18 protein-coding genes, 2 tRNA genes and 1 pseudogene are annotated in these 22,372 nt (G+C 67.2%); 11 read left to right on the top strand and 10 right to left on the bottom strand.

Going from position 1 to position 22,372, the window contains the following annotated elements:
- Positions 1-36: 36 nt before the first annotated feature.
- The 3 genes and pseudogenes from ABGB08_RS42815 to ABGB08_RS42825 all read right to left on the bottom strand — a co-directional run bounded on the left by ABGB08_RS42815 (position 37) and on the right by ABGB08_RS42825 (position 1,679).
- On the bottom strand, positions 37-354 hold the full coding sequence (locus ABGB08_RS42815) for a helix-turn-helix transcriptional regulator (protein ID WP_347602813.1): 318 nt from the start codon (positions 352-354) through the stop codon (positions 37-39).
- Positions 351-710: pseudogene (locus ABGB08_RS42820) on the bottom strand (type II toxin-antitoxin system RelE/ParE family toxin). The gene ABGB08_RS42815 and the pseudogene ABGB08_RS42820 overlap by 4 nt, the downstream one beginning before the upstream one ends.
- A gap of 60 nt (positions 711-770) precedes the next feature.
- Complete coding sequence (locus tag ABGB08_RS42825) at positions 771-1,679, bottom strand: hypothetical protein (protein ID WP_347602816.1); 909 nt, start codon at positions 1,677-1,679, stop codon at positions 771-773.
- Between the two features lie 199 nt (positions 1,680-1,878).
- Between ABGB08_RS42825 and ABGB08_RS42830 the strand changes: the two genes are divergently transcribed.
- The 5 genes from ABGB08_RS42830 to ABGB08_RS42850 all read left to right on the top strand — a co-directional run bounded on the left by ABGB08_RS42830 (position 1,879) and on the right by ABGB08_RS42850 (position 8,549).
- Positions 1,879-3,057, top strand: coding sequence for a TIGR03118 family protein (locus ABGB08_RS42830; RefSeq protein WP_347602819.1), 1,179 nt, complete (start codon positions 1,879-1,881; stop codon positions 3,055-3,057).
- Positions 3,058-3,083: 26 nt separating this feature from the next.
- Positions 3,084-4,502 (top strand): NADP-dependent phosphogluconate dehydrogenase, encoded by a 1,419-nt coding sequence (gene gndA, locus ABGB08_RS42835; protein ID WP_347602822.1) that lies wholly within the window; start codon positions 3,084-3,086, stop codon positions 4,500-4,502.
- A 341-nt stretch (positions 4,503-4,843) separates the two neighbouring features.
- Positions 4,844-6,112 (top strand): maltose ABC transporter substrate-binding protein, encoded by a 1,269-nt coding sequence (locus ABGB08_RS42840; protein WP_347602825.1) that lies wholly within the window; start codon positions 4,844-4,846, stop codon positions 6,110-6,112.
- Positions 6,109-7,701 (top strand): ABC transporter permease subunit, encoded by a 1,593-nt coding sequence (locus tag ABGB08_RS42845; protein ID WP_347602828.1) that lies wholly within the window; start codon positions 6,109-6,111, stop codon positions 7,699-7,701. The genes ABGB08_RS42840 and ABGB08_RS42845 overlap by 4 nt, the downstream gene beginning before the upstream one ends.
- On the top strand, positions 7,698-8,549 hold the full coding sequence (locus ABGB08_RS42850; RefSeq protein WP_347602831.1) for a sugar ABC transporter permease: 852 nt from the start codon (positions 7,698-7,700) through the stop codon (positions 8,547-8,549). The genes ABGB08_RS42845 and ABGB08_RS42850 overlap by 4 nt, the downstream gene beginning before the upstream one ends.
- A 38-nt stretch (positions 8,550-8,587) precedes the next feature.
- Here the strand turns inward: ABGB08_RS42850 and ABGB08_RS42855 are convergent, their stop codons facing one another.
- Positions 8,588-10,162, bottom strand: coding sequence for an MDR family MFS transporter (locus ABGB08_RS42855; protein ID WP_347602834.1), 1,575 nt, complete (start codon positions 10,160-10,162; stop codon positions 8,588-8,590).
- Between the two features lie 112 nt (positions 10,163-10,274).
- On the opposite strand from ABGB08_RS42855, the gene ABGB08_RS42860 reads away from it, so the two are divergent.
- From ABGB08_RS42860 to ABGB08_RS42870, 3 genes are read left to right on the top strand one after another with little or no spacing between them, the layout of a single operon-like run.
- A complete protein-coding gene (locus ABGB08_RS42860; RefSeq protein ID WP_347602837.1) occupies positions 10,275-10,877 on the top strand; it encodes a helix-turn-helix domain-containing protein in 603 nt (200 codons plus the stop codon).
- Positions 10,878-10,902: 25 nt separating this feature from the next.
- Positions 10,903-11,304 carry a nitroreductase family deazaflavin-dependent oxidoreductase gene (locus ABGB08_RS42865; RefSeq protein ID WP_347602840.1) on the top strand — a complete coding sequence of 134 codons (402 nt, stop codon included), beginning with the start codon at positions 10,903-10,905 and terminating at the stop codon, positions 11,302-11,304.
- A gap of 58 nt (positions 11,305-11,362) precedes the next feature.
- Positions 11,363-13,858, top strand: a complete 2,496-nt coding sequence (locus ABGB08_RS42870; RefSeq protein WP_347602843.1) for a DUF3516 domain-containing protein — start codon at positions 11,363-11,365, stop codon at positions 13,856-13,858.
- A gap of 37 nt (positions 13,859-13,895) precedes the next feature.
- Here ABGB08_RS42870 and dusB read toward each other — a convergent pair whose 3' ends face one another.
- The gene (gene dusB / locus ABGB08_RS42875) at positions 13,896-15,014 is read right to left on the bottom strand and encodes a tRNA dihydrouridine synthase DusB (protein WP_347602846.1); all 1,119 of its coding nucleotides are present in this window, start codon (positions 15,012-15,014) and stop codon (positions 13,896-13,898) included.
- Positions 15,015-15,061: 47 nt separating this feature from the next.
- Here dusB and ABGB08_RS42880 point away from each other — a divergent pair, with 47 nt between their 5' ends.
- The 3 genes from ABGB08_RS42880 (at position 15,062) to ABGB08_RS42890 (ending at position 15,976) form a co-directional block, all read left to right on the top strand.
- Complete coding sequence (locus tag ABGB08_RS42880) at positions 15,062-15,769, top strand: ACT domain-containing protein (RefSeq protein ID WP_347602850.1); 708 nt, start codon at positions 15,062-15,064, stop codon at positions 15,767-15,769.
- A gap of 50 nt (positions 15,770-15,819) precedes the next feature.
- Positions 15,820-15,891: transfer RNA gene (locus tag ABGB08_RS42885), tRNA-Gly, on the top strand.
- Positions 15,892-15,905: 14 nt separating this feature from the next.
- Positions 15,906-15,976, top strand: a tRNA-Cys gene (locus ABGB08_RS42890).
- Between the two features lie 318 nt (positions 15,977-16,294).
- Here ABGB08_RS42890 and ABGB08_RS42895 read toward each other — a convergent pair.
- The 5 genes from ABGB08_RS42895 to ABGB08_RS42915 form a co-directional block, all read right to left on the bottom strand.
- Complete coding sequence (locus ABGB08_RS42895) at positions 16,295-17,479, bottom strand: esterase-like activity of phytase family protein (RefSeq protein ID WP_347602853.1); 1,185 nt, start codon at positions 17,477-17,479, stop codon at positions 16,295-16,297.
- Between the two features lie 70 nt (positions 17,480-17,549).
- Complete coding sequence (locus ABGB08_RS42900) at positions 17,550-17,993, bottom strand: hypothetical protein (protein ID WP_347602856.1); 444 nt, start codon at positions 17,991-17,993, stop codon at positions 17,550-17,552.
- Between the two features lie 84 nt (positions 17,994-18,077).
- Positions 18,078-19,985, bottom strand: coding sequence for an alpha/beta hydrolase (locus tag ABGB08_RS42905; protein ID WP_347602859.1), 1,908 nt, complete (start codon positions 19,983-19,985; stop codon positions 18,078-18,080).
- 96 nt (positions 19,986-20,081) lie between these two features.
- Positions 20,082-20,516, bottom strand: a complete 435-nt coding sequence (locus tag ABGB08_RS42910; RefSeq protein WP_347602862.1) for a hypothetical protein — start codon at positions 20,514-20,516, stop codon at positions 20,082-20,084.
- Positions 20,517-20,748: 232 nt separating this feature from the next.
- On the bottom strand, positions 20,749-22,083 hold the full coding sequence (locus tag ABGB08_RS42915; protein WP_347602865.1) for an ISL3 family transposase: 1,335 nt from the start codon (positions 22,081-22,083) through the stop codon (positions 20,749-20,751).
- Between the last annotated feature and the right edge of the window lie 289 nt (positions 22,084-22,372).

The following is a 22,372-nucleotide window of genomic DNA, read 5'->3' on the forward strand; positions in this document are numbered from 1 at the left end:
CCCGAGGCTGGCCCCGGCAACGGCCTATGCAACGGCTTACGCGATGGCCGCTATATCGCCGTCATCGAAGTAAATGGACTGGTGGAGGCGGCCGCCAAGTGCGATCGCGTAGCGCACCAGGACTTCATAGCCCGAGATCTTGCCCTGTTCGATCTGCGAGACGCGGCCCTTGGTGACGCCCATCCGGTTGGCGACCTCCTGCTGCGTAAGACCCCGGGCACGCCGGATCTCAGCTAGCCGGTGACCGCGAACCTCGGCGAGAAGCTCCTCCTTGCCAGCCGCCACAGCCTCCTCGCCACCGGCCTGCTCGACAAGCTCCGCCCGAATGTCCTGCCATCGCACGTAACTGTTCATCGGCCACCCTCCTCTTCCTGTGCTCGTTCCTTGATGTAGATCTCATAGCGCTGCTCCGCCAGGGGGATGGCCTCCTGGTACCAAGCGTTCCATCGGCCTGCCTTGTCACCGGCGACCAGAAGGATGCTCGATCTCCATGGCTCGAAGGCGAAGAGAATCCGAACGGTGCCGGGACGCAATTCCTTGAGATTTTTGAGCCGGTAATCGTGTCGACAAGAGGACGGCCGAGCCCAGGTCCGCCCTCGGCCAGGGCATCGATCGCCTGGACGATCCGGGACCTGGTCGCGTCGTCAAGCGCAGTGATCCAGTCCCCGTACCTCGTTGACGACGTAGACGTCCCACTCTCCGGCACTCACAGAGCGAGTATAGCGATTGGTATACCTCAAGAGGGGCGAGCACAACCAGAGTTGATGTGGTCAGTTCTGGGGTGATTGGAGGAGTTCGGTGCGGAGTTCGTGGGCTCCGTCGGGGCGGGTGTACTCGTAGTAGAGGCGGGTGTGGCCCTCCGGGAGGGGGAGGATTTCCAGGTAGCGGAGGCCGCCGTACGGGGATTGGGCGTGGGGGGTGTGGCCGTGGGCGGCGAGGGTGGAGGGATCGGGGCCGGTGGCCAGGCCGGTGCGTTCCTCGTAGTTTTCGGGGGCGGAGGCGCGGCCGTCGTAGTAGGCGGTGAGGCCGTGGGGGGTGAACTGGACGGCGGAGACGCGGACGCCGCGGGAGTCCCAGTGGCCGGGGCGGCGGTCGAGGGCGGTGCCGTGCCAGGTCCAGTCGAGGCCGTCGGGGCTGGTGGCGTAGTCGGTGACCATCTGGTCGGCTTCGGCGGGGATTTCCAGCGGGTGGCATGATGCCCACAGGTGCCAGATGCCGTCGTGGTGGACGATGACGGGGTCCTTGACGCCGGTTTTGAGGTCGCCGGGGAGGACCACGCGGGCCTGGGCGGGGTCGAAGGCGGCGGGGGTGGCGGCTTCGAGGAGTTCCACCCGCCAGTGTTTCGTGCCGTACGTCGCGCAGCTGAGGTAGAGCCGCCACGAACCGGCGGGCGTGCGGACGAGGGTGGGACGTTCCAGGGATTCGGTGTGCATCTGCTCTTTGGTGATGGTGAGCAGGGGTTCGAAGCTCTGGCCGTCGGTCGAGCGGGCCACCACCACGGCGTACCCACGACCCTCGCCGACGGGGCGGCGCAGCCGGTAGGCGAGGTAGACGAAGCCGTCGGCGGCGACGGCGCTGGGCGCGCCCGCCCAGAAGCCGGGACCCTCGCCGGGCGGGGGGACTGCGACGGCCGAAAGGGCAGGCTGCGGTAGGAACACGTGCGGGTCTCCGTTGATCACACGACGACGATAGACGCCCAGGTCCCGGCGGCCGCCGAGCTTTGCCGGGTCGTTAACTCCACAAAGCCTATCTGATTACCAGGTTTTTTCATCCGCTGAACCGAACCTGAAACGTCCGCGTATCTCGGCCCGTAAGGGAGCTTCGCGAACTCAGCTACCTCAGCAGTCAAGAACCCCGAGCAGGTTTCTAGGAGGCTCGATGCGATCACGCATCGCCGTTCTCTGTGCCGGCGCTCTCATCCTGAGCATCCCCGGCACGGCGCACGCGACCACGAAAACCCCGGCCACGAAATCTAAACCCAAAGCGACGGCAGGACACACACCCAGAGGCCTGGCGACCCGGTTCAGCCAGGTCAACCTCGTCTCCGACGTGGCGGGCAAAGCCACCGTCACCGACCCCAAGCTGGTCAACCCGTGGGGGCTCGCCATGGGCAAGACCCTCTGGGTCTCGGGCACGGGCACGGGCACCGCGACCGTCTACTCCGGCGCGGTCAAGAAGGAGCAGACCGAGGTCGCGATCCCGGGCGGCGCGCCCACCGGACAGGTCGTCAACAAGGGTGACGGCTTCACCATCAAGGGCAAACCGGCCACGTTCATCTTCTCCAGCCCGTCCGGCGCGATCACCGCGTGGAACGCCGAGGTGGACGCGAAGAACGCCCAGATCGCCGCGTTCACCCGCAACGCCGACTACAAGGGCCTGGCCCTGATGGAGACCAACAAGGGCCAGTTCCTGCTGGCCCCGTCGTTCTCCCACAAAAAGGTGCACGTCTTCGACAGCGACTTCAACCGGGTACGGCTGGCGCGCTGGCAGTTCCGCGACCCGACCATGCCCGCCACCTACTCGCCGTGGAACGTCGAGATCGTCGGCAACTCGGTCCTGGTCGCGTACGCCGTGCGCGACAACGCCACGGGCAAGGTCGTGCCTGGCAAGGGCAAGGGCTTCGTCAGCCAGTTCACCGCGAACGGCCGGTTCCTCGGGCGGGTCGTCAACCGGGGCGCGCTCAACGCGCCGTGGGCGATGACGATCGCGCCGCAGGGCTTCGGCGGGTTCTCCGGCGCCCTGCTGGTGGGCAACTTCGGCGACGGCTGGGTCAACGCCTACAATCCACGTAACGGCCGTTACCTCGGCCCGCTGCGCAACGCCAACGGTTCGCCGATCGCGATCGAGGGTCTGTGGGATCTGGAACGTGGGACCGCCGAGAACGGCGGCGTGAACTCGCTCTGGTTCTCGGCCGGGATCAGCAAGGCCCAGCACGGTCTGCTGGGGCTGCTGAAGCCGTCCAACGCCGCCGCAGCAGGCACCGGGGCGTCCGCGACTCCAACCGCAACCCCCACCCCGACGCCGAGTAAAGCCGGGGGCTCGTCGTACGGTTACTGACCTGGCCTCAAGGAAAGGAGCGGCTCATGGAGACAGCAGACATCGGAGTCACCGGCCTGGCGACAATGGGCCGCAACCTGGCCAGGAACTTCGCCCACCACGGCTACGTGGTGGCGGTGCACAACCGCTCGGAGAGCAAGACCAAGCAGCTCATGGCGGATCATTCGGACGAGGGCGCGTTCCTGCCCGCGAGCTCGATGGCCGAGTTCGTGGCCTCGCTCCGCCGCCCGCGCCGCGCGATCATCATGGTGAAGGCCGGTCCCGGCACCGACGCGGTGATCGAGGAACTGGCCGCCCACATGGAACCGGGCGACATGATCATCGACGGCGGCAACGCGCACTTCTCCGACACCCGGCGCCGGGAGGCGGCGTTGAAGGAGCGCGGGCTGCACTTCGTCGGGGCGGGCATCTCCGGCGGTGAGGAGGGCGCGCTCAACGGCCCGAGCATCATGCCGGGCGGCGCCGCGGAGGCGTATCGGGACCTGGGGCCGATGCTGGAGAGCATCGCGGCCCAGGTGGACGGCGTGCCGTGCTGCGTGCACGTCGGCCCCGACGGCGCCGGGCACTTCGTGAAGATGGTGCACAACGGCATCGAGTATTCCGACATGCAGCTCATCGCGGAGGCCTACGACCTGCTCCGGCAGGCGCTGGGCCGCTCCCCCGCCGAGCTGGCGGAGATCTTCCGGGAGTGGAACCGGAGCGACCTGGAGTCGTACCTGATCGAGATCACCGCCGAGGTGCTCGATCATGTGGACGCCTCCGGGCAGCCGCTGGTGGACGTGATCGTGGACCAGGCCGAGCAGAAGGGCACCGGCCGCTGGACCGTGACGAGCGCGCTGGATCTGGGGGTGCCGGTGACCGGCATCGCCGAGGCGGTGTTCGCCCGCGCGCTGTCCGGCCACCCGGAGCAGCGGGACGCCGCGCGCCACCTGCAGGGGCCGAACGGGACCGCGCCGAACTACTCCCTGGTGGAGGACGTCCGGCTGGCCCTGTACGCATCCAAGATCATCGCGTACGCCCAGGGCTTCGACCAGATCACCGCCGCCAGCGAGGAATACGGCTGGAACATCGACCGCGGCGCGATGGCGACGATCTGGCGGGGCGGTTGCATCATCCGGGCCCGGTTCCTGGACCGGATCCGGGCGGCGTACGAGGCGAATCCGCAGCTGCCCACGCTGCTGGCCGACCCGACGTTCGCCGACGCGCTGACCGAGGCCCAGCAGGCCTGGCGGCGGGTGGTGTCCACGGCCGCGCAGATCGGCGTGCCGACGCCTGGGTTCTCCTCGGCGCTGGCCTACTACGACGGGCTGCGCCGGGAGCGGCTGCCCGCCGCGCTCATCCAGGGCTTGCGCGACTACTTCGGCGCGCACACCTACCGCCGGATCGACCGTGACGGGACGTTCCACACGGACTGGTCCGGCGACCGGACCGAGCGCCCTGCCTGAGTCTGATCGTCTCTGGTCGTCCTGGGCTGGCTTCGTGCTGCCCAGGACGACCGAAGGACAGCAACGTCGACCCAGAAACTTGCAGCAAGCTTCCAACCAAGATCGGAGGCAAAATCGCCCCAACGCGTGCTGATTTAGCTGGACATTTCCTAACGATTAGGTCTCGGCGACTGTGCAAGGACGCTGCAAGCTCGCGCTTTGCCGCGCAGCTCGCCCAAGCCTGATGTTGGCTGGTTGAAAACTCTTCCAGTTCTTGCAATGGGTTGCTAACTTCGCGGCACCAACGGTGGATTCCCCCGAGGACCGCGTCTGCGGGCCTGACCCCTTCAGAGGAGAAACCCATGCGCAAGCGCGCCGCGGGTCTGAGTGCCGCCCTGCTCGGCATCGTGCTCGGACTGACCGCCTGCGGCAGCGACCAGCCGGCCGCCGCCCCCGCCGATTCCGCCCCCGCCTCGGCTCCCGCCGTCGACAAGGGCAACGGCAAGCTCGTCATCTGGGCCGACCCGGTCCGTACGGCCGCGCTCAAGCCGTTCACCGAGCAGTTCGGCAAGGAGAACGGCGTCACCGTCGAGATCAAGGAGATCGCCGAGGAGCTCCAGAACCAGTTCCTCACCGCTTCCCAGCAGGGCAGCGGCCCCGACGTGCTGATCGCCGCGCACGACTGGATCGGCAACCTCGTCCAGAACGGCTCGATCGACCCGGTCCAGCTCACCGCGGAGCAGAAGAGCGCCTTCCAGGAGATCGCCATCAAGGCGGTCACCTTCGGCGGGCAGACCTATGGCGCGCCGTACGCGGTGGAGAACCTGGGCCTGATCCGCAACACCGCGCTGGCGCCGGAGGCCCCGGCGTCGGTGGAGGCGCTGATCGAGAGCGGCCAGGCGCTGAAGAAGGCCGGGAAGGTGTCGGAGATCCTCTGCGTCCCGGTCGGCCAGGAAGGCGACGCCTATCACATCTACCCGTTCTACTCCTCGGCGGGCGGTTCGCTGTTCGGCACCACCGCCAGCGGCGACCCCGACCCCACCAAGATCACGGTCGGTGACTCGGCTCCGGCGTTCACCAAGCTCAACGAGCTGGGCAAGAAGGGCGTCGGCGCGCTCAAGACGTCGCTGGGCAACGACAACACGATCGCGACGTTCGCGTCCGGCAAGTGCGCCTACCTGATCTCGGGCCCGTGGGCGATCGCGGATGTGAAGAAGGCCGGGATCAGCTACGACGTCACCGCCGTGCCCGCCTTCGACGGCGGCTCCCCCGCCACCCCGTTCGTGGGCGTGCAGACCTTCTACGTCGCCAGCAAGGGCAAGAGCAAGGCGCTCGCGCAGGAGTTCGTCACCAACTACGTGACCAACCCGGACGTGGCGATGGCCCTCTACAACGCCGACCCGCGCCCGCCGGCGCTGACCGCCGCCCTGGACCAGGCCAAGGCCGCCAACCCGGACATGGGCAAGTTCATCGAAGCCGGCAAGACGGGCATCCCGATGCCCGCGATCCCGCAGATGGCCGCCATCTGGCAGCCGTTCGGCGTGGCCGAGGCCGCCGTCATCAACGGCGGGGACCCGGCGAAGGCCGCGGCCGCCGCCAACAAGGCGATCACCGAGGCCATCGAGAAGTGAAGACGAAGCCCAGGGCGGGGCAGGATTCCCCGCCCTCCGGGCATCGGCGCGCGCTCGCCCGGCCCCGGCGGGAGCTGAGCACCGGGTTCGTGGTGAGCCGGATCCTCGTGCTCGCGGTCGGCTCCGCCGTCGCGTTCTACGCCGCGCCGCCGCTGATCGCGGCGGAGAGCTGGACCGGCCTGACGGTCCTGGCCGCCGCCACCGCGCTGATCGCCTACGTCTACCTCAGCCGACGGCACCTGCCGCTGAAATACCTGGTTCCCGGCACGGTGTTCCTGATCGCCTTCCAGATCTTCCCGGTGCTCTTCACCCTGAGCACGGCCTTCACCAACTTCGGCGAGGGCCACCGGGGCACCAAGGAAGAGGCGATCACCTCCATCCAGACCTCGTCGGTCGCCCAGGTCCCCGGCTCCCCCGAGTACAACCTGTCGGTCGCCGTACGCGACGGCGAGCTGGTCTTCCTGCTGGTCGACACCGCCACCAAGCAGGTCCAGGCGGGTACGGCAGCCGGCCTGGAACCCGTCTCGGGCGCCGAGCTCGGGCTGACCGGCAAGGTGCTCAGCGCGCCGGGGTTCCAGGTCCTGACGATTCCGCAGGCGGCGGCCCGGGGCGCGGAGATCTCCGCCCTGACCGTGCCGACCGCCGCGGGCGCGATCAAGGCGAACGGGTTGAGCCGCGCTTTCGAAGGGCGGGCCGCGAAGGCGTACGCACCGGACTGTGACTGCGTCACCGACAGCGCGACCGGGCAGAAATGGACGGCCGATCCGGATGAGGGCGCCTTCGTCGCCGCCGACGGGTCCCGGCTCGCCCAGGGCTGGCAGGTGAACGTCGGGTTCTCGAACTTCACCCGGGTCTTCACCGATCCGCGGATCTCGGCGCATTTCCTGAGCTTGTTCGCCTGGGACCTGTTCTTCGCCGCCGCCAGCGTGCTCGGCACGTTCGGGATCGGCCTGATCGCCGCGCTCGCCCTGCACGGCGTGAAGGTGCGGGGCACGCGCCTGTACCGGGTGCTGCTGGTGCTGCCCTACGCGATGCCGGCGTTCGCGATGTTCCTGGTCTGGCGGGACATGTTCAACACCGACTTCGGGCTGATCAACCGGGTGCTCGGCCTGCACACCGACTGGTTCGGCGAACCGGTCAGCGCGCGGTTCGCGGTCATCCTGGTGAACCTGTGGCTGGGCTTCCCCTACATGTTCCTGGTCACGACCGGTGCCCTGCAGGCCATCCCGTCGGAACTCGGCGAGGCCGCCAGGATCGACGGCGCCACCCCCTGGCACAACTTCCGCCGGGTCACGCTGCCGCTCCTGCTGATCGCGGTCACTCCGCTGCTGATCTCCTCGTTCGCGTTCAACTTCAACAATTTCAACGCGATCCGGCTGACCACCAACGGCGCGCCCTTCTCCGTCGACAACACCACCGTCGGCGGCACGGACCTGCTGATCACCTACACCTTCCGGCTGGCCTTCGAGGGCGGCTCCGCCGAATTCGGCTTCGCCGCGGCGATCTCGGTCTTCATCTTCATCCTGGTCGGGATCATCTCGGCGCTGGCCTTCCGCCGGACGCGTTACCAAGAGGAGGTGTACGCATGACGTGGCTCAGGAAGATGGGCTGGCGGCACCTGGTGCTGATCACGCTCACCCTGTTCGCCGTCTTCCCGATCCTGTTCGTGCTGTCGGCGGCCCTCAATCCGCTGGGCACCCTCGGCTCCTCGGAGCTGCTGCCCACCGGGGCGTCCCTGGACAATTTCGGGAAGCTCTTCGGCAACCCGAACTACCCGTTCCTGCGGTGGATGGTGAACTCGCTGGCGCTGGCGCTGATCTCGGCCTTCTCCAGCATCTTCCTGGGCGTCTGCGCGGCCTACGCGTTCAGCCGGATGCGGTTCGCCGGCCGCCGGGTGGGCCTGCTCTCGCTGCTGCTGATCCAGATGTTCCCGCAGTTCCTGGCCATCGTCGCCATCATCATGATGTTCACCCGGGTGAGCGAGCTCTGGCCCGCCTTCGGCTTCGACTCGATGGGCGGCCTGTTCCTGCTCTACATGGGCGGCGCGCTGGGCGTGAACACCTATCTGATGAAGGGTTTCCTGGACACCGTCCCCAAGGAACTGGACCAGTCCGCGGCGATCGACGGCGCGACCCACGCCCAGATCTTCTTCCGGATCATCCTGCCCCTGGTGACCCCGATCATCGCGGTCACTGGGCTGCTGGCCTTCATCGGCATCATCAGCGAGTTCATCGTCGCCAGCGTCTTCCTCCGCGACCCGGAGACCAAGACCCTGGCGGTGGGCATGTTCGGCATGCTCGGCAACGACGTACGCAACGCCAACTTCGGCATGTTCGCCGCGGGCGCCCTGCTGACCGCCATCCCCACGGTCGGCGTCTTCCTGTGGCTGCAGAAATACATCGTCAGCGGCCTGACCGCGGGGGCCGTCAAAGGCTGACGGGGTACGGCTGCCGCAGCCGTACCCCGGCTGCTTGGTCAGAGGACGGCGGCCGGTTCCGGCTCCGGGGTGGGCTCGTTGCCACCGCGGAGCGGGACCTCCTTCACGAAGACGGCCAGGACGGGGACGAGCACGGCGAAGATGAGCGCCCAGACGAACACTCCGCTGATGGCACCGGCGAGGGAGTCCAGGAAGCCGGTCTTGATGGCCGGGGGCAGGTCGGCCAGGGCGGCGGGGCTCATCTGGCCGCCCGAGGAGACCATCTTCCCGGCCTCGGCGCCGAACTTCTCGGTCAGGCTGCTGGTGAGGTGGTTGTTGAAGACGGCGCCGAACAGGGCGACGCCGAAGGAGCCGCCGATCGAGCGGAAGAAGGTGCTGGCGCTGCTGGCGACGCCCAGGTCCTTCTGCTCGACGCTGTTCTGGGCGATCAGCATGGTGGTCTGCATGAGGAAGCCCATGCCGAGGCCGAGGACGGCGATGAAGACACCGGTCTGCCAGGCGGGGGTGTGGACGTCCATCAGGGACAGCAGATACATGCCGGCCGCCATCCCCACGCCGCCGAGCACCGGGTAGATCTTGTACTTGCCGGTCTTCGTGATCGCCCGGCCGACGAACAGGGAGACGACCATGGCCGCGCCCATCATCGGCAGCAGGAGCAGGCCCGAGTTGGTGGCGGTCGAGCCCTGCACGGTCTGCTGGAACAGCGGCAGGAAGCTGATCGCGCCGAACATGGCGAAACCGAGCAGGAAGCCGATCCAGGAGATCAGGTTGAAGTTGCGGTCCTTGAAGACGTGCAGCGGCATGATCGGCTCGGGCGCGCGGCGCTCGATCGGGACGAACAGGGCGAGCGACACGACCGCCAGCACGCCCAGCGAGATGATCTGCCAGGAGCCCCACGGGTAGCCGTGGCTCTGGCCGCCCCACGAGGTGAGCAGGACCAGCGCGGTGATGCCGACGGTGAGGACGGCGGCGCCCAGCCAGTCGATGCGGTGCTCGGTACGGCGCTTGGGCAGGTCGAGCTTGAGGAACAGCCAGGCCAGCGCGATGCCCCCGAGCGGCAGGTTCACGTAGAAGGCCCACCGCCAGTCGAGATGGTCGGTGATGAATCCCCCGGCCAGCGGACCGGCGATCATCGCCAGCGACATGATCGCGGCCATGATGCCCTGGTACTGGCCGCGCTCCCGGGGCGGGACCAGGTCGCCGATGATGGCCATGACGCCGACGATCAGACCGCCCGCGCCCAGACCCTGCACCGCGCGGAACGCGATCAGTTCGGTCATGCCGCCGTCGACGCCGCCGAACAGGGCGGAACCGGCCATGCCGCAGAGCGCGGAGCCGACCAGGAAGATGACGATCGAGCCGAGGAAGATGTTCTTGCGTCCGTAAAGGTCGCCCAGCTTGCCCCAGATGGGGGTGGAGACGGTGGTCCCCAGCACGTAGGCGGTGGTGACCCAGGTGAAGTATTCCAGGCCGTTTAATTCGCCTACGATGCGCGGCATGGCCGTGCCGACGATCATGTTGTCCAGCATCGCCAGCATCATGGCCAGCATCAGGCCTGGCAGGACGATCATGACCTCTTTCGACCGCGCTGGCGCGGCCGAGGTTTCCGTCATTGGGGGCCCCCTTGATAAACTCTTACTTACTTGCCGACCGGCTAGGTACCGGAGATACGGTAGGGTCCTTACTTGCCGCCCGTCAAGTTGAATAAAAGGGACATAGGTGATCATGAGCGAGCGAACGAGCACGGAGAGTGCGTTCGCCACCGAGACCGGCGACGAGCGTCCACGGGACACTCGCGCGCGCATCCAGGAGATCGCGCTCCGGCTTTTCACCGAGCAAGGCTACGAGGCGACCTCGCTGCGGGAGATCGCCGAGGAACTCGGGGTGACGAAAGCGGCACTGTATTACCACTTCAAGACGAAAGAGGACATCGTCGCGAGCATGATGATCGATCGGGTGTCCTTCATGGACTCCCTGATCGACTGGGTGCGCGACCAGCCGCGCACGTCGGAGGTCCGGCGCGAGGCCATCCGGCGTTATGCCGACTGGCTGCACGCGGGCAGCCAGACCCAGATCATGCGCTTCATGGAGCGCAATCAGACGGCGCTCAAGGACCATCAGACCATGGGCCAGATGCGCGGGAAAATGCTGACCTTGATGGGGTTCTTCGTCGACAGCGACGACTCGCTGGCGGTCCGGCTGAAGCGGACGCTGGCCGTGTTCGCGCTGCATGCGGTGTGGTTCATGATGCCCGACGTGACGGACGCCCAGCGTGCCGACACGTCACTGGAGGTCGCCCTGGAATTGATCGACGCCTCGGATGGTTGAGGCGGACGAAAAGGAGGTGGCGACCATGCTCTTTGGTGCGCAACATATTGAAAGGTATCTGGCCACGGATGGCCAGGAAGGCCACGACTGGCAGGGCACGACGGCCGCGCTGCTCACGACCAAGGGCCGCCGCACGGGCAAGCAGCACGTCACGCCGCTGATCTACCAGCGGTATGGGGACGCGTATCTGGTGGTGGCGTCCAAGGGCGGCGCCCCGGAGTCACCGGAGTGGTTCCTCAACCTGGAGGCCAACCCCGAGGTGGAGTTCCAGGTGTTGGGCGAGCGCTTCAAGGCTCGCGCGCGCACGGCCACCGCCGAGGAGAAGCCGGACATGTGGCGGGTGATGGCGGCGGCCTGGCCCGCGTACGACGACTACCAGAAGAAGACCTCGCGCGAGATCCCGGTGGTCGTGCTGGAGCGGGTCTGACAGCGGGAGCTGACATTCCCGTTCGGCGAATGCGGCTGTCGGGGGCAGGATAGGGGGCGTGGACCTCAACCTCACGCGGCGACTGCCGCGGACCGCCGACCCTGATTCCCTGTTCGAGACGTTCGTGCAGTGGAACGAGGAACGTGGTCTGACGCTGTATCCGGCGCAGGAAGAGGCCCTCATGGAGGTGGTCTCGGGCAGCAACGTGATCCTGGCGACGCCGACCGGTTCCGGGAAGAGCCTGGTGGCCGCCGGGGCGCACTTCGCGGCGCTGGCGCGGGATGAGGTCAGCTTCTACACGGCTCCGATCAAGGCGCTGGTGTCGGAGAAGTTCTTCGACCTGTGCGCGGTGTTCGGGACCGAGAACGTCGGCATGATGACCGGGGACGCCTCCGTGAACGCGGACGCCCCGATCATCTGCTGCACCGCGGAGATCCTGGCGCAGGTGGCGCTGGCCGAGGGGGCGCGCGCCGATGTCGGCATGGTCATCATGGACGAGTTCCACTTCTACGCCGAACCCGACCGGGGCTGGGCCTGGCAGGTTCCGCTGCTGGAGCTCCCGCAGGCGCAGTTCGTCCTGATGTCGGCGACGCTGGGCGACGTCGAGCGCTTCGAGAAGGACCTGACCCGCCGCACCGGCCGCCCCACGGCTGTGGTCAAGAATTCGGAACGCCCGGTTCCGCTGGTCTACTCGTACCGGATGAGTCCGCTGCACGAGACCCTGGAAGAGTTCCTGACCACCAACCAGGCCCCCGTGTACGTCGTGCACTTCACCCAGGCCGCCGCGATGGAACGCGCCCAGGCGCTCATGTCCATCAACATGTGCTCCAAAGCCGAAAAAGAATCCATCGCCGCACTTATCGGAAATTTCCGGTTCACCACGAAGTTCGGGCGTGCGCTCTCCCGGCTGGTACGGCACGGCATCGGCGTGCACCACGCCGGCATGCTGCCCAAATACCGCCGCCTGGTGGAACGCCTCGCCCAGGCCGGCCTGCTGAAGGTCATCTGCGGCACCGACACCCTCGGCGTCGGCGTCAACGTCCCGATCCGCACCGTCCTGTTCACCGCGCTCACCAAGTTCGACGGCAACCGCGTCCGCCGCCTGCGCGCCCGCGAGTTCCACCAGATCGCGGGCCGCGCCGGCCGCGCCGGATTCGACACCATCGGGTATGTCGCCTGCCAGGCCCCCGACCACGTCATCGAGAACGAGCGCGCCCTCGCCAAGATCGGCGATGACCCCAAACGCCGCCGCGGCTACGCCCGCAAGAAGCCCCCGGAGGGTTTCGTCAACTGGAGCGAGGAGACCTTCGCCAACCTCCAGGCGGCCGAACCGGAACCGCTGACCTCCCGATTCAAGGTCAGCAACGCCATGCTGCTGGCCGTCATCAACCGCCCCGGCGACTGCTTCCAGGCCATGAAACGCCTGCTCACCGACAACCACGAAGACCGCAAGTGGCAGCGCCGCCACATCAGCCACGCCATCGCGATCTACCGCTCCCTGCTCGCGGGCGGCATCGTGGAAACCCTCAAGGAGCCCGACGACCAGGGCCGCCGCGCCCGCCTCACCGTCGACCTCCAGCAGGACTTCGCCCTCAACCAGGCCCTGTCCACCTTCGCCCTGGCCACCTTCGAGCTGCTGTCCCCCGACTCCCCCACGTACGCGCTGGACATCGTCTCCATCGTCGAATCCACCCTCGACGACCCGCGCCAGATCCTGCACGCCCAGCTCAACAAGGCCCGCGGCGAAGCCGTCGCCCAGATGAAAGCCGACGGCATCGAGTACGAGGAGCGGATGGAGCTGCTCCAGGAGATCACCTATCCGATGCCGCTGGAGACCCTGCTCTTCGGCGCGTACGAGACCTACCGCCAGGGCCACCCCTGGGTCGGCGACCACACGGTCAGCCCCAAGGGCATCGTCCGCGACATGTACGAACGCGCGATGACCTTCGTGGACTACATCCAGTTCTACGAGCTCGCCCGCTCCGAGGGCACCGTCCTGCGCTACCTCGCCGACGCCTACCGCGCCCTCTCCAAGACCGTCCCCGAACACGCCAAGACCGACGATCTCATCGACTTGATCGAATGGCTGGGCGAGCTGGTCCGCCAGGTCGACTCCAGCCTCATCGACGAGTGGGAGAAGCTCGCCAACCCCTCCGAGGCCCTCGAAACCCGCGACGAACTCGAATCCAAGATCCGCCCGGTCACCGCCAACACGCGCGCCTTCCGCGTCCTGGTCCGCAACGCCATGTTCCGCCTGGTCGAACTCACCGCCCTGGACAAGCAGGAAGAACTCGAAGAGCTCTACCCCGACGTGGACTGGGCCTCCGCCATGGACGCCTACTACGAGGAACACGACGAGATCGGCACCGGCCCCTCGGCCCGCGGCCCCGCCTTCCTCCAGATCGAGGAGGAAAAGGAACTCTGGCGCGTCCGCCAGGTCATCGAGGACCCCGCCGGCCACGGCGACTGGTCCATCAAAGCCGAGGTCGACCTCGCCGCCTCCGACGAGGCGGGCTTCGCCGTCCTCCATGTCAGCGGCCTGAGCCGGATGTAACTCCGCGATCCGGCGGAGCGTCGATCAGCCGTATGGGTCAGCCGCCCGAAGTGGCGTCCTCGGCGTCGGGGGACGGGATGGCCAGTTCGTCGGGGTCGTCGAGCCAGCCGTGTGGGAGCAGAACTTTCTGGCGTTCGCCGCTTTTGCCGCGGGGGCCGTCGGCGGCTTCGCCGGGCCAGGGCTGGGTGTGGTCGAGTTCGGCGAGATGGTCTTCGAGTTCGGCCAGGCTGGTGGAGAGGGCGAGGACGCGGCGGGTTTCGGCGCCTACGACGAAGCCCTTGAGGTACCAGCCGATGTGTTTGCGGAAGTCGGCCACGCCGTACCGTTCGCTGCCGATGACCTCGCAGAGGAGTTCGGCGTGGCGGAGGAGGGTGCGGGTGACCTCGCCGAGGGTGGGGCGGGCGCGGTCGGGGCTGCCGTTGAAGGCGTTTTCCAGGTCGCGGAAGAGCCAGGGGCGGCCGAGGCAGCCGCGGCCGACGACCACGCCGTCGCAGCCGGTGTGGGCGACCATGCGGAGGGCGTCGTCGGCGGTCCAGATGTCGCCGTTGCCGAGGACGGGGATGTCGGGAACCGCGTCTTTCAGGCGTTTGATGGCGTCCCAGTCGGCGGCGCCGCCGTAGTGCTGCTTGGCGGTGCGGGCATGGAGGGCGATGGCCGCGATTCCCTCCTCGGCGGCGATCCGGCCCGCGTCCAGATATGTCAGGTGATCGTCGTCGATGCCTTTACGCATCTTCATCGTCACCGGCAGACCGCCCGCGTTCGTGACGGCTTCGCGCAGGATCGCCCGCAGGAGCCTCCGCTTGTACGGGAGCGCCGACCCGCCGCCACGTCGCGTCACCTTGGGCACGGGGCAGCCGAAGTTGAGGTCGATATGGTCGGCCAGATCCTCTTCCGCGATCATTCGAGCGGCCTTGCCGATGATGGCCGGGTCGACTCCGTACAACTGGAGGCTTCGGGGGCGTTCGTGCCGGCCGAATCTGATCATTTCGAAGGTCAGCGGGTTGCGCTCGACCAGGGCGCGCGAGGTGATCATCTCGCAGACGAAGAGGCCGCCGCCCTGCTCGCGGCAGAGGGTGCGGAAGGCGATATTGGTGATTCCGGCCATCGGGGCGAGCACCACCGGCGGCCACACGTCGAGCGTCCCGATTTTCACCATGCCATTGTCCCGTCTTTGAGCGGGTCCTCGGGTTACAAGATCGCGTTATGGCCGATAATCTGAGGTCTGGAGCGGTCGGGGAGGCGTCCATGTTGTTGCGGCTGCGTATCGCCGTGCCGGATCGTCCGGGTTCGCTAGGTCAGGTGACCAGCGCGCTCGGGTCGGCCGGTGCGGACATCACCCAGGTCATCGTGCTGGAACGCGGCGACGGCCGGGCCGTCGACGACTTCACCGTGTACTGGCCGGACGCGGCGCCGCGCGAATACCTGATCAGCGCCCTGGAAGAGCTCGACGACATCAAGATCGAAGGCGTCTGGTCCACCCGGGAAGCGCCCGGCACCTACCCGGAACTGGAAATCCTCAAGTTCCTGACCACGGCCGGCGAACGCGCCCTGGCCACCCTCATCGACTCGATGCCGGTCCTGTTCAGCGCCGACTGGGCCGCCGCCGGAACCGAACGTACGCCCCGGGAAACCGTCTACTCCAGCTGGCGTGCCCCGGAAACCATCCCGTATCCCGCCGAAACCCCGTCCAGGCCGACCGCGTCGACGCTCGAATCCGGCCTGCATCTGATCACGGCGCCGCTGCCGCCGCTGGCCCTCTCGCTGGTGCTGGCCCGCGCGGAAGGCCCCGACTTCCACCGCATCGAGGTGCACCGGCTCACCCGCATCCTGGAAATCTTCCTGATGCTGCCCGCCATCGAGCGGGGCGCCGACCGGGCGTTCCGCAACCTCGCCACGCGGGTGCAGGATTAACGGCGGCTGACGAAAACCCGCTAGAATCCGAGGGTCGCCGCGAGGCGTGCGCGGAAGTGGCTCAGTGGTAGAGCATCACCTTGCCAAGGTGAGGGTCGCGGGTTCGAATCCCGTCTTCCGCTCGCAGATCTTCCCCGGTGGAGTGGCCGAGAGGCGAGGCAACGGCCTGCAAAGCCGTGTACACGGGTTCAAATCCCGTCTCCACCTCTCGTGACTGGGACCTGCTGGTCGCAAGATCCGCCTTTGGCGGCTTGCTCCCAGCGGGTCCCTTCGTCGTTTACACGGGGGGCGACCCCCCGAGCCCCCCGATGTGGGGGCACAGCCCCCCACGCCCCCATAGGTTGCTAGCGCGGTTGCCGTGGTCGAGTAAGTGAGCAGTAGCTCCCGCCTCGAAACGATCGTTTTTCGCGCGTTTGGCCAGGGTGCCCGTACACGACGCCCCGGCCCACGCGTCCATCAGGAAATTAACGAGAAACCCGTCCTATACACGGCCGCACTGCAATTGCCCTGGCCAGGCAAAATTTCTCATTCATAGACCCGCGAGTCCGCGTGCAGGTCACGCCCGAGGCGGATGGTGATGAACTCGTTGTTGTCGGCCACGCCCGCGGTGCGGCCGTTCGAGAACGGGTAGTTGTTGTCGTCCAGGACGCCGAGGGTGCGGTCGTCGAGGATGACGACGTCCTCGATCGTCTGGAACGGGAAGCGGAAGGTGTCGCCGAAACCGCCGATGTGCCGGGGGTTGGCGATGTCGAGCAGGTCGGCGACGAGGGTCTTCTTGACGCCGTGGTTGCTCAGGGTCACCTCGAAGATCTTCTTGAACGCGGCGGCGTCGCCCTGGCCGTTGTCCCGCTCGATGACCAGGAACCGGCGCTTGTCGATCGCGATGAAGTCACCGATCGCGTTCGACGGCGAGTCCAACTGGTAGGCCCAGCGCTGGCCGGTGTACGCGCGACGGCGCAGGTCGAACTCGTTGATCCGCAGCGTGCCGGCCGGGTCGCCGGTGACCGTGCCCTCCAGCAGCGGGTAGAGCGTGCGCCCGTCCACCGACCGGGCCATGCCCTCGAAACCCTTGCTGCCGCCGAGGTTCGGCGTGCCTCCGTTGAGGTACGGATTCTCCGGCGCCTGCACACCCGGCAGCGCGATCGGCGCCTCCAGCAGCTTGCCGCCGGCCGAGAAGTGCAGCAGGAACGGGCCGAACTCGTCACCGATCCAGTACGTGCCGTCGCTGGTGCGCACGATCGACTCGACGTCGAAGTCGGAGCCGGTGAGCTTGCGGTCCTGGCGGGTCAGCGGGAAGGGCACCTTGCCGTACGGGTCGGTCAAGTTGAAGCCGCCGAGCACCTCGATCGTGCCGTCCCGGAAGGAGGGCTTGATGTGGTGCACGCGGAGCAGGAAGTCGGAGCTGTTGGCCTTCGCGCCGTAGCCGTTGTCGGAGAGCGCGAAGAAGGTGCCGTCGTGGTTGCGGACGATGCCGCTGAAGCCCTGCACCGGCTGGCCGGGGAACGGCGGGGTGATGCCGTTGCTCGGCGCCGTCCCCAGGAGGGAGCCGGAGGGCTCGCTGCCGGGGACGTAGGTCTGCGCCGGCAGGGAGGCGAAACCGGTGAGCGTCGCCCTGCCGTACTGGCCGTGCCGGGAGGGGTCGGCCTGGGCGGGCACGGCGACGGCGAGGGTGAGCGCCACCGTACCCAACATGATCAATGTTCTTCTCATGTCGGGCACGTTAGGGGTTCCCGGTGACAGCCGCCCTAACTTCAGGTGGCGTTGCCGGTGATGTCAGGGCTCAACTGCCTGGCTGGGCGGGTTCCGGGGTGCCGTTGGGCCAGATGCAGGTCGAGGTGGCGGCAAGAGTGGGCACATCGTCTGCCGTCCAGCCGAGCGTGACGTAGAAGTCGTCGGGGCGGGTGCGTCCGTAGACGACGAGGCCGTCGGCCGATACCCCGTCGATGACGTGTCCTTGCTGCTCCCAGTAGGTTTTCACGCGCTGGGCGACCTCGGTGACGCGATCCTTGGGTATGCCCCGGAGGAAGTATTTCCGGTTGACGATGATGCGTTCCTCGGAGCCGCCGTCGGTGGGGTCGAGGCAGAGGTCGTCACCGAGACTGGGTTCGAACAGTTCGAGCTTCTTGGGGATGTCGATGGCGGATGCGGCCTCGTTGATGAGCTGCTCCACCCGGGCGAGCGCCTGGGCTTTCGTGATCGTCGGCTTGTTGGATGACGTGGTCATGGTGCCCCCTTTCAGAGCTTCGCCTGAGGCGCAGCCGGAGAGGAGCACGGCTCCAGCGATGATCAACCTGAGGGGGTGAAACATCTAGCCTCCGGGCGGGGTCGGCGCCGGTTGCGGCGATGGCGATGGCGTTGCCGTCGGAACCTCCGCAGGTTGGGCAGGCGAGGTGGGCTCTGGCGGGGTCGGCGAAGGTTGCGGAATGGGAGTGGGTATCGGTGGCAGGATCTTTGTTACGCGATGGTACTGACCGTTGATCAGGTAGCCCATATTCGCCAGTGACTGCGAGTCCGCGTTCCAGCAGCTGGAGTGAGCAGCGAAGTCATAATCGATGAGGCCCTTCTTAGGCCCGTCAACCACAAACTGATGCGCGCCGAAGGAGAAGTCGCTGGGATCGGTGCCGAATGGGCCGTCCATGTCGGGAAGCACCGGTGACAGGCCTCCTCCGAGGGCTTTCTCGACGCTGGCCGGGACTCGGCCGAAGTCGGCTACCGGGTCCTGGGGCGCCTCACCGACCCACACCTGGTCGACGCCCAGTTCCTTCGCCGCTGAGGCGCCCACCCCGGGACTTCCTACCAAGATCAGCTGGTCGGCGAAGTTCCCCGCCCTTCGTCGCGCCGCGAACCCCGCGACCAGGGAGCCATAGCTGTGTCCCAGCACCGTGAACCGCGGATCGGCCCCCACCTTGTGCGCGGCGTTGAGCCCGTCGGTGAAGGAGACAAGCGACTTCGAACCTTCCGCGGCGACGTACGGGGCCGACACCGAACGATCGGCCAGGAACGCGCTGAGATCCAGCTGCGGGGCCTCATATTCGAACCACGCGATCGAGGCGATCTTCTTTTGGTCAGCCGAGGAGATGGCCTGCTTCCAGAGCGTGGAGGCTCGCATGACGTCTCCGTAGATGCCTTCCAGCTTGGTACCGGTGCCTGGCACTGACGTGATCACCGAGTCGGCGGTGTCCGGGTCGCCGAAGGAGATGGCGGTCCGGCCGAGGCAGCCGAGGCCGATGCTGAGCAGGAGCGCCGGCGGGCGTCCGTCGCGTTCGCCGAGTGCCAGGCTCTTGTTGACCTCGTCGATCTGCCGCAGCTTCAACTCCAGCGTTGCTATTTCGGCCTTCGCCGCTTCCGCTGAGCGGCGTAGTTGTTCCAGGCGCTGGGTGATCTCGGTGTGTTGTGCGGTCAGATAGCCGCGGTTGGCGCGGTCGCGGGTGGCGGCGGGGAGGCCGTTGAGGCCGCCGATCAGGTTCGGGGCGGTGGCGATCAGGTGTTCCTGGGTCTGTTTGTCGAGCAGGTGCCACCAGGCGTTGAAGCGGGCGGCCAGGGTCGGGTCCTTGCCGGTGCGCTGGAAGGTGAGGAGCAGAGCCAAGGCCTTCTTGTCGCCTGTCGCCGCGAGGGTGAGGGCTTTCGCGGCGCCGGCCGAGTCGGGGGCGAAGCCGCCGAACAGGCCGAAGGCCGCCATCGCCGGGGAGGTCAGGCCGGGGGCGGTCTCCTGCCGCTGCAGGATCGCGAGCCGTCTTTTCAGGTCGGGCACTTGTTTGGCGGCCCAGGCTCCGGCGTCGGCGACCTGCCGCTCGGGGCCGGAGGGGACGCAGGCGGTCAGCAGTTCCGCTGACAGGCGGTGGGCCGCCTCGGGCAGGTATCGGGCGGCGCGGTCCAGGTCCTGCACCAGGCGGGTCATCGCCTCCACGTTCATCCCGGCGAACCCGTCCGGGACCGCGGCCGACATCACCGCGATCGACGTGGCTAGGGACGGCGACCGCGCGTGACCGCCTTGGGCGCGGATCCGCTCGGCGATCTCGTCGGCCGTGCTCTGGAAGCCCCGTTGCATCCGGATTCGCTGCTCGGCCAGTTCCTGGGAGAAACGAACGGCTCCGCCGCCGACCCAAGAATGGGCGGCCATGTAACGCATACACGAATCGAGTGCGGAGACGTGTTCATCCGCCAGCCGTACCACCCGGGACAATGTTGCTTCTAGCCCGGCCGTGTCAGCCGCCACGACAGGCAACTGTGTCACAACCAGGTCGTGTGCGGCAATCAATCATGCAAAGCCGATATGAAAGATGGTTTGATGCTGTTGGAAGCTGTCCGACCGCTAGACCCTTCGCATCGGCAGGGGGGACGTTGCCCACTTCTCCCAGACTGTTGGGGGGCTTTCTGTGAGTTGTGCGCTGTGGTCTTGTGCGGCCGATGTGCTGATGTTCATGACTTCGGCTACTCGCTGGATGGTTCCGCCTGCGGTGATGTAGGCGCGGATGACTCCGTCGCGGGCTCCCTGGAGGCGGGGCGGAAGGCGGTCGAGGCCGCGGAGTGCGGCGGCCCAGTCGCCGTGTGTCGGGGCGGGTGTGCCGGGGTCGCGAGAATTGATGTTGGTGCGAAGCATGGCCATGGCCCACAAGCAGCTGTCGAGGATTTCGGCCATGAGTAAGGCGTCCCGGCCGATGTTCTCCGCCTCAGATGGAGTCAACCTGATGGTGATCTCCATTCCGCCGTTGTTTTGATCGTCGCCAGGCCGATGGGAAACGGTCATTTGATCCTCCAGTGATGACCTCCGATTAGAGCATCACATCACAGATCCGATCGCCGGCCGCGATGACCGTCAGATATTCGGAGGGCCTGAATGCTCCAGGCCCTCTGGGTGTGCTACGGGGTGGGAAATCGGCTGGTGAAGGTGTGGGTGCCGGAGCCGATTTCTTTGGGTGGGGTGCCGGGCACGGCCCCGGCATCTCGAAGTTTTGACCGGGTTTGATGGCTCTCCGAAGTTAGGCGGGAACGGAGCGGTTTCGGCTCCCACGGGTGGTGGCGCAGCGTGACCGGAGGCGCTGGTTGATCGGGTTGCGGAAGCCGTAGGCGCAGCGGGCTTCGAGCTTGATGACCCGGTTGGTGCCCTCGCTCTTGGCATTGCTGATCCCGGTCAGCAGGAATGCCTCGATCTCGGCCCACCAGGAGGCGACGCTTTCGGCGAGCGTGATGAGTTCGGGCAGGTAGGCGTGGTCGGCGCACCAGGCGTAGAAGGCGTGCAGGCGATGGGCGATCACCGAGCGGGGTGGGTTCGTGCGGGCCAGGGCGAGTAGGTGGCGCAGCTTCTCCTTGGCGTGCCAACCGGCCAGGATGTGCCTGCCGTAGGTGCCGATCCGGTTCAGGTCGCGTTCCAGGACGGCGAGGTGATCGTCGGTGAGGTCCTCGCGGTTGGAGCGCAGCAGCCGCCGATGGTCGTATTCGGGGTCGCCGGCCCGGCCGCGGCGGTCGCGCATCTTCCAGGTCAGGCGGCGGCGCAGCTCGGCGAGCTTGCTGTTGGCGAGCTGTACGAGATGGAAGTGATCGACCACGATGACGGCGTGGGGCAGCGCGGCCCGGACCGCGCAGCGGAAGGTCTGGCACATGTCGATCGCCACATGGGTGACCGCCATCCGCCAGGCCTGGGGGCGGGCGTTCAGCCAGGTCGCAACCGTCGTCGACACGCGGCCCTCGACTTGGCCGAGCAGTCCCTGACCCCCGGCGATGTCGGTGAAGCCGACATGCCAGCGGTCCGCGACCAGCACGTACTTCCCGGTGTCGGGGTTTTGTTCCCAGCGGGGACGGCCGCGCCGGATCTCGTCGATTCCGATGACAGGGGTGGGTTCCGGCTCCTCGGGCAGCACCTCGGCGGCGTAGCGGCGAAGTTCACGCATCGCGATCGGCCAGGAGAGCCGGTGGTCACGGGCGGCCTGGGCGACGGTGCGTCCACCGTCGGCGATCGCACGCCCGCAGGCGCCGCGCAGTCGAGCGGTCGTCCGCATCCCGGCGGCGACCTGGGAAATCTGTTCGGTGAACGACTTGCGTGGGCACAACGACTCACGGCAGCTCCAGCGGACTTTGTGCCACAGCAGGGTGAATGGCCTGCCGCCCGCGCACAGGTCCCGCGGCCTGGTGATCTTCCGATCCTTGACGGTGACGGAGAAGGCGCCGCAGGTCGGGCAGGCGCGGGCGGTGTCATCGGAGGTCAGGACGTGGACAGCGCGATACCCGTCATCGCCGCGTTCGACCTTCACGACGTGCAAGCCCTCCAGGTCCAGCAGGAGTGTCGCGTCGTTGGGGGTCTCGATAGTGTTGTACACGTCCGTGGTTCCTTGGGGGTTGGCTGCGTAGAGAACAGCCATGATCCACAAGGGCCACGGGCTTCGCACATCCAGGGCTGGCCACGCCACGCCCCGGCCGTCACTCAACGTGACCATCGGTAGGACGAGAACGCCCAGCTTCCCGCTCAAGATCGAAGACCCGGTTTGATTCCTTGCGCGCGAGTGGCTGCGCCTCTACCGCTGGTAATAACTGACCCAATTCGGGCATGGAAACGGGCACGACTCCCGAAGATCGAGGTTCTCACACCAATCGATCCGGGAGGAAGCC

It is taken from the genome of Acrocarpospora sp. B8E8 (genome assembly GCF_039871605.1).
Classification (GTDB): Bacteria; Actinomycetota; Actinomycetes; order Streptosporangiales; family Streptosporangiaceae; genus Acrocarpospora; species Acrocarpospora macrocephala.